Annotated in this window: 12 protein-coding genes; 2 read left to right on the forward strand and 10 right to left on the reverse strand. The window is 39.1% G+C overall.

Going from position 1 to position 13652, the window contains the following annotated elements; translation table 11 throughout:
* Positions 1–7: 7 nt before the first annotated feature.
* The 5 genes from EM4838_RS09460 to EM4838_RS09480 all read right to left on the reverse strand — a co-directional run bounded on the left by EM4838_RS09460 (position 8) and on the right by EM4838_RS09480 (position 4766).
* Positions 8–2197, reverse strand: a complete 2190-nt coding sequence (locus EM4838_RS09460) for an HD family phosphohydrolase (protein ID WP_071866776.1) — start codon at positions 2195–2197, stop codon at positions 8–10.
* A 21-nt stretch (positions 2198–2218) separates the two neighbouring features.
* Entirely contained in the window at positions 2219–3190 is a 972-nt protein-coding gene (locus EM4838_RS09465) for a PhoH family protein (protein ID WP_010734958.1), read from the reverse strand.
* 333 nt (positions 3191–3523) lie between these two features.
* Positions 3524–3970 (reverse strand): GatB/YqeY domain-containing protein, encoded by a 447-nt coding sequence (locus tag EM4838_RS09470; RefSeq protein WP_010734957.1) that lies wholly within the window; start codon positions 3968–3970, stop codon positions 3524–3526.
* A 26-nt stretch (positions 3971–3996) separates the two neighbouring features.
* Positions 3997–4173, reverse strand: a complete 177-nt coding sequence (rpsU, locus tag EM4838_RS09475) for a 30S ribosomal protein S21 (RefSeq protein WP_002356740.1) — start codon at positions 4171–4173, stop codon at positions 3997–3999.
* A gap of 164 nt (positions 4174–4337) precedes the next feature.
* A complete protein-coding gene (locus tag EM4838_RS09480; protein WP_010734956.1) occupies positions 4338–4766 on the reverse strand; it encodes a Fur family transcriptional regulator in 429 nt (142 codons plus the stop codon).
* A 91-nt stretch (positions 4767–4857) separates the two neighbouring features.
* Here EM4838_RS09480 and EM4838_RS09485 point away from each other — a divergent pair, with 91 nt between their 5' ends.
* A complete protein-coding gene (locus EM4838_RS09485) occupies positions 4858–5715 on the forward strand; it encodes a pyruvate, water dikinase regulatory protein (protein ID WP_010734955.1) in 858 nt (285 codons plus the stop codon).
* 83 nt (positions 5716–5798) lie between these two features.
* Here the strand turns inward: EM4838_RS09485 and EM4838_RS09490 are convergent, their stop codons facing one another.
* The 5 genes from EM4838_RS09490 to EM4838_RS09510 all read right to left on the reverse strand — a co-directional run bounded on the left by EM4838_RS09490 (position 5799) and on the right by EM4838_RS09510 (position 12219).
* On the reverse strand, positions 5799–6098 hold the full coding sequence (locus tag EM4838_RS09490; protein WP_065095735.1) for an ArsR/SmtB family transcription factor: 300 nt from the start codon (positions 6096–6098) through the stop codon (positions 5799–5801).
* A 65-nt stretch (positions 6099–6163) separates the two neighbouring features.
* Positions 6164–7891 carry a phospho-sugar mutase gene (locus EM4838_RS09495; protein ID WP_034687360.1) on the reverse strand — a complete coding sequence of 576 codons (1728 nt, stop codon included), beginning with the start codon at positions 7889–7891 and terminating at the stop codon, positions 6164–6166.
* Positions 7892–8306: 415 nt separating this feature from the next.
* On the reverse strand, positions 8307–9236 hold the full coding sequence (trxB, locus tag EM4838_RS09500; protein ID WP_071866775.1) for a thioredoxin-disulfide reductase: 930 nt from the start codon (positions 9234–9236) through the stop codon (positions 8307–8309).
* Positions 9237–9379: 143 nt separating this feature from the next.
* A complete protein-coding gene (locus tag EM4838_RS09505; protein ID WP_019724140.1) occupies positions 9380–10813 on the reverse strand; it encodes a 6-phospho-beta-glucosidase in 1434 nt (477 codons plus the stop codon).
* Between the two features lie 5 nt (positions 10814–10818).
* Positions 10819–12219 (reverse strand): 6-phospho-beta-glucosidase, encoded by a 1401-nt coding sequence (locus tag EM4838_RS09510; RefSeq protein ID WP_071866774.1) that lies wholly within the window; start codon positions 12217–12219, stop codon positions 10819–10821.
* 305 nt (positions 12220–12524) lie between these two features.
* Between EM4838_RS09510 and EM4838_RS09515 the strand changes: the two genes are divergently transcribed.
* The gene (locus tag EM4838_RS09515) at positions 12525–13430 is read left to right on the forward strand and encodes a MurR/RpiR family transcriptional regulator (RefSeq protein WP_071866773.1); all 906 of its coding nucleotides are present in this window, start codon (positions 12525–12527) and stop codon (positions 13428–13430) included.
* Positions 13431–13652: the final 222 nt, after the last annotated feature.

Here is a 13652-nt window from a genome sequence, read left to right on the forward strand (position 1 = left end):
CTTCTTGCTATTCTTTTTCTTGTTTCATTTTTTCTGCTTCAGACTTCATCTTAGGGTATTTGATCCTAGAGTGGAAGGTACTGCTCAATCCACTAACAAGAGATTTTTCAACTTTGCGGATTTCTTTGAGTGTCAATCCACTATCATCAAGCTGACCATCAGAAATCCGTTCTTCAATCAAATTATGCACAAAAGCTTCGATTTTTTCACTGGTTGGATGATCCATCGCTCGCACAGCGGCTTCGCAACTATCCGCAATATTGACGATTCCAGCTTCCCGTGTTTGCGGTCTAGGGCCAGGGTAACGGAATTGTTCTTCTGTTACTTCTGGATTACGTTCTTTTGCTTTGATATAAAAATAACGCATCAAAGTCGTCCCATGATGTTGCTTACAAATATCGATTACCATTTTTGGCATATCGTACTCTTCTAAAATCTTCGCACCGTCAGTCACATGCCCAAAAATAATTTGTTTACTATCTTCAGGAAGTAAAAAGTTATGGGGATTTTCCGCACCAGAAGGTAAGTTCTCCACGAAAAAGCTGGCATGTTTGATTTTGCCGATGTCATGGTAATAGCAAGCCACACGTGTCAACAACGAACGTCCACCGATCTCAGCAACTGCATTCGCACTCAGATTCGCAACCATCATACTATGATGATACGTTCCCGGTGCTTCTTCTAGCAATTGCTTCAATAATGGATGGTTTGGATTACTCAATTCATTTAGAACGATCACACTGTCATCATTCACTAATAGCTCAATATAAGGGTGCAGACCAATCGTCAGTAAATACGACAGAAATGCGCCCATGAAGCCACATACAAGTGTCAACCAAGTGGTGCCATCACTAAAGCTCATGCCTTGATAAACCACTAAAACGACATCCATCAATAACGGAAAGACAACGACCCACATGATTGCTGGGAACCATTGTTCTGAAATACGTTGTCGTTTTAAAATTGCTGCTAAAAAGCCGGCAAATAGGTACGAGACCAAAATCACAGTCAAAAAATTCGTACCAATCGAATTGTAAAAAATGAATAGCGCTGAAACTGCTTGGAACAACGCAGCCATGATACCCGCTCTTCGATTCACGAAAAAGTTCAAGACTAGCGGTACAAACGCTGCTGGGTAAAGTAACGGAATGTAAGTCGCTTGTTCTGTTTGAAAGACTTGGAAAAATTTCATCAATAAAATACTGATGGACATTGCTGTTACGTAGAAAAGTATATACTCTGTTCGTTTGAAAAGATCTTTATACTGTAGTGAATTGTAGAACAACACACCAATTTGTAACAACACCGCTAAAATCATTGCTACCAGAGGAAAAATCGAAGTAGATTGACTCGTCAAACCTAACAATTCTAATTTTTTCATAGCCGCTGCATCGATTTGATTTCCTTCACGAACAATGATCTCCCCTTGGAAAATCATGACGGGTTGGATGGAGTCACGTGCCTCTTGCTTCAATTCTTCTGTTCGTTTCTCATTTAACACATCATTCACAACAATGCCCTGATCGACTAAATAGCGGATCATTTCTTGTTGTTCTGCCGAAACATTCAAATACTGGATCTTATCATTTGCTTCTTGTTTAAAATTATCTAAATCACTTTCTCGAACTTGCTTACTCATTTGTTCGTCAATCAATTTCAAGCTTTCATCACGAACCGTCGTAATTTCACTTTCTGACATATTCATGATCGTTGAGTAAAAACTATTTGGTAATTTTTGGTAGAACGCGACATCATCCGCATTTGAACTTTCGAATATTCGTTTCAATGCGGCTATCCGTTCTTCTACTGTTGGCTTTGGTACATTTTCATCTTCTTTTGCCTTACTGACTTTTTCTTCGTATTGTTTGTCGATCGTGTCATTCGCACGATCGATCAAAACAAACAGTTGATTGATCCGACGATCTTGTTCCGAAGCTAGGTCACTTTGGTAGGTGTACTCAGGTGTCACTGCTTCAGCTGCTAATTTCCTTTTTTGTTCGGTTTCTTCCGTGTTCTCAATCGTTTTATTGGCACGGATACTTTCTTCCGCAACTTGTCCTTCTCTAAAATCATTGGGCTTTTGCTTCACGCTGCTAAACGTGATCCCACACATCAAAAGAAAGAAAAGCAATAAGAGAAAAGGTGCTGCAGCTTTCCCTAATTTCGCTTGAAGCTGCTGCAATATTTTGTTCAACATGTGGTAATCCTCCTAAAAAAGCTATTCTTGATGAAGATCCGCTTTTTCATAAGCTTTGATGATTTCTGCCACGACAGGGTGACGAACGACATCACTAGCTTCAAAATTCACAAAATCGATTTTTTTGATTTGTTTGAGTGTTCGTTCTGCATGGATCAATCCGCTCATTGTCCCTTTTGGTAAATCGATTTGGCTCGTGTCCCCATTGACGATCATTTTTGACTGATAGCCAAGCCGAGTCAAAAACATTTTCATTTGGGCGACTGTTGTGTTTTGCGCCTCATCCAAAATCACAAAGGCATCATCTAACGTTCTACCACGCATATATGCAAGTGGTGCAATCTCGATGATTCCTCGCTCCATCAAACGATTGGTATGATCCAACCCAAAAATCTGGTACAGTGCATCATAAACTGGTCGTAAATATGGATCGACTTTTTCCTTCAGATCTCCAGGTAAGAATCCAAGATTTTCACCTGCTTCGACGGCTGGACGAGTCAAGATGATTTTTTGGACTTCGCCTTTCTTTAAGGCAGCAATCGCTAATACGACAGCCAAAAATGTTTTCCCAGTACCAGCTGGTCCTACACCAAAGACCACATCATGTTTGGCGACAGAATCGACGTATTTTTTTTGTCCGCTATTTTTGACACGGATCGGTTTGCCATTGCGATCTTTGACGATCTCTTGTTCATACATCTCAACAAAATAGTCCAATGTCCCTTTTTGAGCCATTTTCAAGGCAGTGACCACATCAGGCATACTGATATGGATCCCTCGTTTGATCAATTCTTGTAACGTTCGGATCACGGAAGCAGCCAAAGAAATATCGGTTTCTTCCCCGATGATCTGGATCACTTCACCTCTTGTGTGGATCGTTGTTTCAGTTGTTTCTTCGATCAGTTTGATATGTTTATCATGTGACCCTAAAAGCATACTGATATCATCAGTAGCTGTTAATCTAATATCCAAAGAACTAGACGCTTCTGTCAAAAATAGACATCTCCTTTATTTCAAATCGTTCTTACCTATTCTACCATAATCATGAAAAACTATATAGCGAATAAAATGAGACGACTTGAGAAAAAAGTTTTAATTTGGATTACTGAGACAAAACGTTCTTCAACTAAAACAACCTAATCATTTAGTAACTAGCAGAGATACCTGACTTTGAACATCAGTTGTCCGATTTATTTTAATCTATGAATCTTTTGCCAAGTAACAACAAATGTTTTTAAACAAAAAAATATTGATCAAAAAACTATTCTTTTAATGAACACAAAAAAACTACGGACACTTTCGCGTCCGTAGTTTCGTTTGCTAAGATTAAGACTGCAATAGTTCTTTTACGATAGCATTTACTTGATTTCCATCAGCTTTTCCTTTGACTTTAGGCATGATGACTCCCATGACTTTACCAAATTCTTTTGCAGATGAAGCACCTGTTTGCGTGATCGCATCTTGAACAAGTTGTCGAATTTCTTCTTCAGAAAGTTGCTCTGGCATATACTTTTCGACTATCACAATTTCACTTTTCACTTTTTCAGCTAAATCGTCACGTCCAGCTTCCTCGAATTCATGCAAAGAATCACGGCGTTGTTTCATTTCGCGAGACAACACTGTTAGTTCTTCTTCTTCTGTCAAGTCGTGACCTTCTTTAATTTGCTCGTTTTGTATAGATGACTTGATCATACGAATCACCTGTAAAGATTCTTTATCTTTAGCTTTCATCGCTGTCTTCATGTCATCGTTCAATCTACTTAGTAGTGACACACTACCAACTCCAATTCATCAAAGAACTAGAATTTTTTGCGTTTTCTAGCTGCTTCAGATTTTTTCTTACGCTTTACACTTGGTTTTTCGTAGAATTCACGTTTACGAGATTCTTGTAAAGTACCCGCTTTTGACACGGAACGTTTGAAGCGACGAAGAGCATCGTCAAGTGATTCGTTTTTGCGAACGACTGTTTTTGACATATTAATTCCCTCCCTCCGAGCTTAAAAAGTAACCGTAATTGTTATTGAAATGTTAATCTCAAGAAACAAGACTGTTCTATAAACATTATAGCTAAAGCAGTTTTGACCGTCAAGAGAATCTTATGATTTTTTTAAATAATCACCTGTTATTTTATTGAAAATTATTATTGACAGCTCTCACAGCGTCCAAATATCTCAAAGCGATGCCCTTCAATGGTACACCCACTGAGTTGTTCTTCAAAATAATTCATTGGGCACATATGGATTTCTTTTGTCGTCCCACAAACGGTACATATGAAGTGGTGATGATGCCCAATCTCGCCTTGACAACAATGAAAACGGAATTTCATTTCTCCATTTAGATCCGTTTCTTCCAAAAGATCTAACTCTGAAAAGTCATGTAAATTACGATAGATCGTATCATAGCTGACTCCTTTAAATTCCTGACTCATATAGTCAAAGACTTCTTTTGCAGAGACGTAACGATTTCGTTTGATTAAATATGCGAGTAATGCTTCTCGCTTTTTCGTGTATTTGAACCCGTTATTTTTCAATGTTTCTAAAGATTGTTCAATCAATGTTTGTTTATTCATCATTATCCCCCAAATCAAAATGATTACGAAGTATGTACACTCGAGTATGGTATAATAAACCTAAAAAAAAAGCAAGCGAGGTTTTTTATTTATGACTGCCGAATCAAATGAAGTCGTCACCTTTTTTGTCATTTCCGACTCTGCAGGTGAAACAGCGACAAAATTAGCCCAAGCCACAATGGCGCAATATCCATCCATCGAATTTAGTTTATTTCGACGAACATTTGTGACTGATCCAGAGACGTTGCAACGCGCACTAAATGATGCATTGTCAGAACAAGCATTAGTTCTCCATACATTGATCAACCAAGAATTGGTGGATTTAACAAATGAATTTTGTCAAAAAAACAAATTATACAGCTTTGATGTATTGACCCCCCCAATTGCAGAAATTGAGCGCTTGACTGGTATCAAACCGACACGTCAACCAGGGGCACTTCACTTATTGAATGAAAATTATTTTAAACGGATCAAAGCGATGGAGTTTGCGGTGAAATATGACGACGGAAAAGATCCTCGAGGTTTTTTGGAAGCCGATGTTGTCTTACTTGGTGTTTCCAGAACTTCTAAAACGCCGTTAAGTTTGTTTTTAGCCAATAAAAATTTAAAAGTAGCGAATCTCCCACTGATACCTCAAGCTCATATCCCTAAACAGTTGTGGGAAATCGATCCGAAGAAGATTGTTGGATTAACAAATAACCCTGATATTTTAAATAACATTCGTAAAGAACGCATGCGTTCATATGGCCTGAATCCAGATACTGCGTACTCCGATATCGAAAAAATTCGTGCAGAATTGGAATTTGCCAATGAACTTTATGAAAAATTAGGGTGTGTCGTCATCAATGTTGCTTCTCTTTCTATTGAAGAAACAGCTTCATTGATCTTGAATGAGTTAGAGCTGGAAGACCATAGCTATTACGGCACAGAAACTTCGGAAGAAAAGTAGAAATCTCTTATCTTTTTAAATAATAAAAAAAGGGTTTGATCGGCGCATCAGCGTCTTTCAAATCCTTTTTTTAATGACTTTAGTTAGTTCTTTTGATGCTCTACATGTTTGATCGTTTGTTCTAAAATATCTAATACATGAAAGTCATCCAAACTGTAAAGGATCGTTTTTCCTTCACGTCGTGATTTCACCACATGGTTTTCACGTAACAAGCGTAATTGATGAGACACAGCCGATTGTTCCATTTGAACAGATTGACTGATCGACGTCACATTTTTTTCACCATCTTTTAAATAAAGTAAAATATTCAAACGTGTCGGATCACTTAATACCTTGAATAATTGACTCACTTTTTCTACTTTAATGTTTTGATTCCCCGACAAACGATTCACCTCCAAAAAAAGACTGACTACTAAAGTGTACCACTTTTTTCGTCAGTCTCAACTGTTTATTCTTCTGTCATTGATTTGATGCTAGCTTCAAGTGCAGCAATTTTTTCTTGTGCTGCTTCGTTTGAATCACCTTTGACACCAATATAAAATTTGATTTTTGGTTCCGTTCCAGAAGGACGAATCGCGATCCAACCGTCTTCTTCTAGTGTATATTTCAATACATCTGAAGGTGGAGTCGTTAGTTTTTCTACATTTCCTTGGGCATCTGTTTTTGTTAGTGCCTTGAAATCTTCTGTTTGTAAAACTTTTTCTCCAGCAAATTCAGTTGGTGCATCTTTTCTGAATTTCTCCATCAGTGCAGCAATTTTCGCTGAACCTTCTTGACCACTCATTGTGACTGAAATTGTTTTTTCTGCATAATAGCCATACGTTTCAAAAATCGATTGTAACCCATCATAAAGGGTCTTATCTTGTTTTTTATAAAATGCAGCAACTTCTGCTAATAATAATAGTGCTTGAATCGCGTCTTTATCGCGAACGAATGGTTTGACTAAATAACCGTAGCTTTCTTCAAAACCAAACATGAATGTATGCGCCTTTGTTTCTTCAAATTGTTGGATTTTTTCAGCAATAAATTTGAAGCCAGTCAAGACGTTCATCATTTCTACACCATAATGTCTAGCGATTGCTGTCGGTAGTTCACTTGAAACGATTGATTTCAAGACCGCCGCATTTTCTGGCAGTGTTCCTTTTTCTTGGTGAGCTTCCAGGATATATTGGACAAGCAAAGCGCCGATTTGATTTCCTGTCAATACTTTGTATGAACCGTCTGGCAAGCGTACAGCTGCACCTAGACGATCGGCATCTGGATCAGTAGCAATCAATAGATCTGCGCCTTCTTTTTCGCCTAAACGGATTGCGTATTCAAAAGCAGAGTGTTCTTCTGGATTTGGTGATTTGACTGTGGTGAAGTCTGGGTCAGCGACTGCTTGCTCAGGAACCAAGACAAATTGTTCAAATCCCGCTTGAGTCAACGCACGCTCACCTAACATTTTACCTGTTCCGTGTAACGGCGTGAAGACTAGCTTCAATTCTTTCCCTAATGTTTCTACTAATTCATGATTGATCGTCACTGCTTTGATTTCTTCCAAGTACGCTTGGTCGATTTCTTCGCCGATGATCGTGATCAAATCACTATTTTTTGCTTGTTCTTCTGCTAAAACTTCTACTTTTAGTGGATTGCTGATGTTTCGTACATATTTTGTCAATGCGTCTGCATCAGCAGGCGGCATTTGTCCACCATCTTCGCCATAGACTTTATAGCCATTATATGCCGCTGGATTATGAGAAGCTGTAACCATGATCCCAGCGAATGCGTTAAGATGACGAACCGCAAATGAAAGCTCTGGGGTTGGTCGTAAGCTTTCAAAGACAAAAGATGGAATACCATGTTGCGCTAAAGTTTTTGCCGCTTCCATCGCAAATTCTGGCGATTGATGACGTGAATCATAAGCGATCGCTACCCCACGTTTTTTTGTTTCTGCTCCTTGTTCATCCATAAATTGTGCAAGCCCTTCTGTTGCTTGACGTACAGTATAGATGTTCATTCGATTAATTCCAGGCCCTAAGATCCCGCGCATTCCTGCTGTACCAAATTCCAAAGGTGCGTAGAACGCATCTTCTAATTTTTCAGGATTTTCACTTAATTCTTTTAATTGTTTTTTTAAATTTTCTTCTAATGATTCTTCAGTTGCCCATTGCTCGTAAACTTGTTTCCAAGACATGAAGCTGACACCTCTTTCTAAAAATATGTTCCTTTCTAAGTATAGCATTCTCTTTTTAGATAGCAAAGCATAAGAAAAGGTTGTGAAAGAAGCGCTCTGACCTGAGCAGTAAGATGAGAAATCAGAAAATAGCTCTTCATATTTTTTGATTTATCAGCTTAATGTTGAAGGTCAGCTTCTTGAACACCGTTTATCTAGGCTGTGAAAGAAGCCCTCTGACCTGAGTGAAAAAGTCGTTCAGCACAAAAAAACCGTACCATCCCTAAAATAGTAGAAACTATTTTAGGATAGTACGGTTCATTGTACATAGTAGTTACTTCCACCGTCTATTCAATTATTGAAGATATCTAATCATCTAGCTCATCGATTTTGATTTTCTAGACGCTTTCGATCTTATTTTATCAATAAACGAGCATTATGCTTTTGGCGTTTCTTCTAAAGCTTCCAAGTATTTATATACTTGTTGTCCAGCAATCCCGCCATCGCCTACTGCTGTAGTGATTTGGCGTAGATCTTTTTCTCGTACATCGCCAATGGCAAATACACCAGGCATGTTCGTACGCATGTCTTGATCTGTTGGAATCCAGCCAGCATCATTTGTGATCCCAGCTTTGCGGAAAGGTTCAGTCAACGGATCTAGTCCAACATAGATGAACACACCGTCAGCTGCTAATTCGATTGCTTCCCCTGTTTTTGCGTTGTGCCCTTTGACACCAGTAACGACCATATCATTTCCGATGATCTCATCAGTGATCGTATCCCAAACAAATGAGATTTTTTCGTTCGCAAATGCGCGATCTTGGATGATTTTTTGCGCTCTTAATTCATCACGACGATGAACGATAACGACTTCTGAAGCAAATTGTGTCAAATACACAGCTTCTTCTACCGCAGAATCGCCACCACCAATCACGACTAAGCGTTTGTTACGGAAAAATGCACCGTCACAAACCGCGCAGTAAGAAACACCACGTCCAGCATATTCTTCTTCGCCTGGTACCCCTAGTTTACGATGGATACAACCAGTTGCAATGATGACTGTTTTCGCTTCGTAACTTTTGTCTTCACAGATGACTTCTTTATAGTTGCCATGATCTTTGATATCTTGGACGATACCATAGACATTTTCAGTTCCAAATCGTGAAACACCTTCATACATTTTATACGCAAGGTCTGGACCCATGATCGAATCAAATCCAGGATAATTTTCTACTTCTGCGGTATTGTTCATTTGCCCGCCAGGTGCCCCTTGTTCGATCATCGCTACTGATAAGTTTGATCTTGAAGCATATAGAGCAGCGGTCATACCAGCAGGCCCTGCGCCAATTACGATTACATCATACATATGTAGATTCCTCCGTTTTAAAATCAAGTAAGCCTACTTTACAGCCAATCACACAAAAAGTCTATTGTTCTGCCTACGAGTTTCGAATAGATATATTATACTCGAAATCGATAGACAAAAACAATAGACATTCTTATTCTATCCTATTTGTTCGCTAGATTTTCACCATTCGAAGCAATCACTTGTTTATACCAATCAAATGATTTTTTCTTTGTCCGTTTCAATGTACCATTGCCTTCATTGTCACGATCAACATAGATAAAACCATAGCGTTTCTTCATTTCACCAGTTCCAGCAGAAACCAGATCGATACAGCCCCAAGTCGTATAACCTAAAAGATCAACACCATCTAATTCGACTGCATCTTTCATCGCTTGGATGTGTGAAGCAAGATATGAAATGCGATAGTCATCTTCCACATAGCCATTCTCATCCGGAGTATCTACCGCGCCCAACCCATTTTCGACAATAAACAATGGCTTTTGATAACGATCATAAATATCATTCAAGGTTACCCGTAAACCTAATGGGTCAATTTGCCAGCCCCATTCACTTGCTTCTAAATAAGGATTTTTCGTTGATTCAAAGATATTTCCTGCGGTTTGTTCTAATAATTTTGGATCGGTTGTTGAAACACGAGAAGAATAATACGAGAATGAAATAAAATCAACGGTATGTTGTTTCAATAATTCTAAGTCTCCTGGTTCCATTTTGATCTCGATGCCTTGGCGTTCCATTTCTTTTAGCGCATATGCTGGGTATTCTCCTCTTGACTGCACATCGATAAAGAAGTAGTTTTCGCGGTCTGCTTGGCGTGAAGCCCAGACATCTTCTGGTTTACATGAATAAGGATAATAAGCCCCCGCAGCTAACATACAGCCGACTTTATTCTCAGGGTCGACTTCATGCGCGATTTTTGTTGCAATCGCACTCGCTAGTAACTCGTGATGAGCTGCTTGATATTTGACTTGCTCTACATTGTCGCCTTCTTCAAAATACAAGCCAGCACCCATGAACGGTGCATGTAAAATCATGTTGATTTCATTAAAGGTCAACCAGTATTTTACTAATCCTTTATAGCGGTTAAAGATCACGTGACAAAGATTTTCATAAAATCCGACTAATTCACGCGAACGCCATGCCCCGTATTCTTTGACTAAATGCATTGGGCAGTCAAAATGAGTAATCGTTACTAAGGGTTCGATCCCATACTTTTGACATTCTTTAAAGACATCTTCATAGAATTTCAACCCTTCTTCGTTTGGCTCTTTCTCATCACCTAATGGAAAAATACGGCTCCAGGCAATCGATAGACGGTATGTTTTAAAGCCCATTTCTGCGAATAAGGCGATATCTTCTTTATAGTGATGGTACATATCGATGGCTTCTTTTGCTGGATAAAAATGTTCGTCATCAAACTCAAACATTTTTTGTTGACCGGTAATCACTGGAAAACGATCTGGACCAATCGGCACGACATCTACATTGGCTAAGCCGCGCCCTCCTTCGTCGTATCCACCTTCACATTGATTGGCAGCTGTTGCGCCACCCCATAAAAAATCTTTTCTAAATCCCATCGTTGTTATACTCCTTCCACTACACGTTTTTCTGACAATTCTCTTGCTAATTCATCTTGCACTTCGATGCCTTCTGCTGTTAAGCGATCGATGGCTTCTTTAAATTGTGGTAAATACTCTTGATGAGCAATAAATAATTCATCCATCATACGTTTTGCTGTTTTACCAGAACGAACTAATGGGTTGATCGTAAAGGCTTGTAACGCCGTCCCATAATCACCTGTGACAGCTGCTTCGATCGTCAATAACTCCATATTTTTCATCACTTGTAACCAACCACGTTCTGCTGCAGGTAATGAACCAAAAGCAACACTTCTTGCTCCTTGCGCACCTACATAAGCTGTTACTTCAACGACACAGTCTGCTGGTAGATCAGGCACAGCCCCATTGTTTTTCGTTGAGACAACGATTTGAGTTTCTTTATTGCCATAGATCGAAGCAATCGTTTCACATGCGGCATCCGAATAATAGGCACCGCCTCGTTGTTGTAATTGTTCTGGTTTATGATCGAGTTGCGGATCTTTGTATAGCTCAAACAATTCCGCTTCTGTTTGTTTGACTTGTTGTGCTCGCGTTCCGATCGTGTGGTATTCTTCCAACGCATGCTCCAACATTTCTTCTTCACGATAGTAATAGCGGTGATAGCCACAAGGAATCATTTTCATCTGATCGAGTTGTTCTCTAAAGAATGGCACATCGAATATGTTTTTTGGCAGCCCGTTATCTTCCGCATAAAGTTGTTCGATCAAATCTTCGGTACGATCATTTCCTTTTGCATCCGCTACTTTGTGCCAATGGAAATGGTTCAGCCCAGCAAATTTATAAATCAACTCTTCTTTCTTTTCACTGATCATGACTGGCTCTGTCATCATTGCCATTACTGGTACATTGCACAATCCAATCACTTTGTCCCATTTCCCATAACGAACGACTGCTTCAGTCACCATACCGCTTGGATTAGCAAAATTGATCAACCAAGCGTTCGGACAAAGGCGTTTCATATCTTCAACTACTGCTAAGATGACTGGGATCGTCCGAAACGCCTTGAACATCCCACCAGCACCATTGGTTTCTTGCCCCAACATACCGTAATAAGCAGGGATACGTTCATCTTTTACACGAGCATCCAATTGACCGACCCGAAATTGTGTAGTGACAAAGTCCGCATCTTTCAATGCTTCCTCACGATCCAAGGTCGCATAGATTTTCACGTCATATGGAGAAGCATCCCACATCCGTTGGGCCATTTCACTGACGATCGCTAGTTTTTCACGCCCAGCTTCGATATCGACTAACCAGATTTCACGAATCGGCAATTCATCGTAACGTTTGATAAAACCTTCCATTAATTCCGGTGTATAACTACTTCCGCCACCAATTGTCGCGATCTTGATTCCTTGATTCATACACTCACTCCTTCGTCTTTTTTACAACTCTATTATCATTTTTGTAAATAAAAGTCACAATACTTTTTGATTACTTTGAATAATCATTTACAAAATGATCGATATTCTTGTGATTTTTTGTAAATTTATTGCGCATAACAAAAAGAAAAATAATAAAAAAAAACAAATAAAGCCTAATCTTTTAATCAAAATTAGCGAGTAAAGGAATTACTTCTCTTTGATTTGTTCCATTGACACACTTAATAATACCGTTTACAATTATTTTACATACTTTTAACTAAAAACGTAAAAAAGAGGATCGAATTATGCTATTAAAGGAAAAGCTTAAACAAATCAACTTTTCACCTTCAGAAAGCGAAGTCATCCGTTTTCTCCAAGCCAATGAAACAACTCTGGCCGATCGAACGATTCAACAAATTGCAGCAACTTGCTATGTCCATCCTTCTACTTTGATTCGGATCGCCAAAAAAATGGGGTTTAATGGATGGGTGGATTTTAGAGATGCGTTCATCGCTGAAACAGAATATCTGCAAGGCAACTTTCAAGAAGTGGACGCCAATCTCCCTTTTTCCGAAAATGAAGGCATCATGACGATCGCTAATCGGATTGCGGCACTTGAACGTATGACGATCCAAGATACGTTATCCTTGTTGATGCACGACGATCTCCAACAAGCAAAACAACTTCTGCTACGAGCCAATAAAATCGTATTATTTTCGAGTGACACCAACACCTTGATCGCTCAATCCTTCAAATTGAAAATGAATCGGATCAAACAAGAAGTGACCATTGTGCCAACTTCTGGTGAGTCTTATTACGATGCCTACAATTGTCAGCCTGAAAACTGTGCAATCTTGATCTCCTATACGGGAGAAAACCAGATGATGCTTCGGACTGCTGAAATTTTGAAAGAAAAAAATGTGCCGATTTTATCGTTGACGAGCATCGGTGAGTCCAGTTTGTCCACAGCGAGCGATGTGGTATTGCGCCTGACAACACGTGAACGATTGTACTCAAAAATCAGTAGTTTCACGATCAATACGTCGATCTCCTATTTGTTGGATGTTTTATATAGTTGTGTCTTTGCTGAACATTATCGTGAGAACCTTGATTATTTGATCGAAGTCGGTCAAAAAGTCGATACACGGCAGATCAGTTCATCCATCATGAAAGAAGAACTATTTACCGATGCAATCGAAGATGGCGATTAGTCTACTTTTATAGCGGGAACGATCAGAAAGATTCGTTCAGAACAATGTTGCTCCTTGAAATTCACTCTCTAATTAAATAGCTGAACTTCTAAGAAAATAAGCCGTAACATCCAAAATATGAGAGGAGATTCTCGGATGTTACGACTTTTTTTGGAATCAGGTACTTAGAAACATCCTCCTGTGGAAAAATGCTCTTTAACACCAAGCTAACTTTCTAAAACC

The organism is Enterococcus mundtii, from assembly GCF_002813755.1.
Taxonomy (GTDB): domain Bacteria; phylum Bacillota; class Bacilli; order Lactobacillales; family Enterococcaceae; genus Enterococcus_B; species Enterococcus_B mundtii.

Coding starts and splice junctions, on each gene's coding strand:
- EM4838_RS09460 (WP_071866776.1), bottom strand. CDS start 2,197: ATGTTGAACAAAATATTGCAGCAGCTTCAAGCGAAATTAGGGAAAGCT.
- rpsU (WP_002356740.1), bottom strand. CDS start 4,173: ATGTCAAAAACAGTCGTTCGCAAAAACGAATCACTTGACGATGCTCTT.
- EM4838_RS09480 (WP_010734956.1), bottom strand. CDS start 4,766: ATGAATAAACAAACATTGATTGAACAATCTTTAGAAACATTGAAAAAT.
- EM4838_RS09485 (WP_010734955.1), top strand. CDS start 4,858: ATGACTGCCGAATCAAATGAAGTCGTCACCTTTTTTGTCATTTCCGAC.
- EM4838_RS09495 (WP_034687360.1), bottom strand. CDS start 7,891: ATGTCTTGGAAACAAGTTTACGAGCAATGGGCAACTGAAGAATCATTA.
- trxB (WP_071866775.1), bottom strand. CDS start 9,236: ATGTATGATGTAATCGTAATTGGCGCAGGGCCTGCTGGTATGACCGCT.
- EM4838_RS09505 (WP_019724140.1), bottom strand. CDS start 10,813: ATGGGATTTAGAAAAGATTTTTTATGGGGTGGCGCAACAGCTGCCAAT.
- EM4838_RS09510 (WP_071866774.1), bottom strand. CDS start 12,219: ATGAATCAAGGAATCAAGATCGCGACAATTGGTGGCGGAAGTAGTTAT.
- EM4838_RS09515 (WP_071866773.1), top strand. CDS start 12,525: ATGCTATTAAAGGAAAAGCTTAAACAAATCAACTTTTCACCTTCAGAA.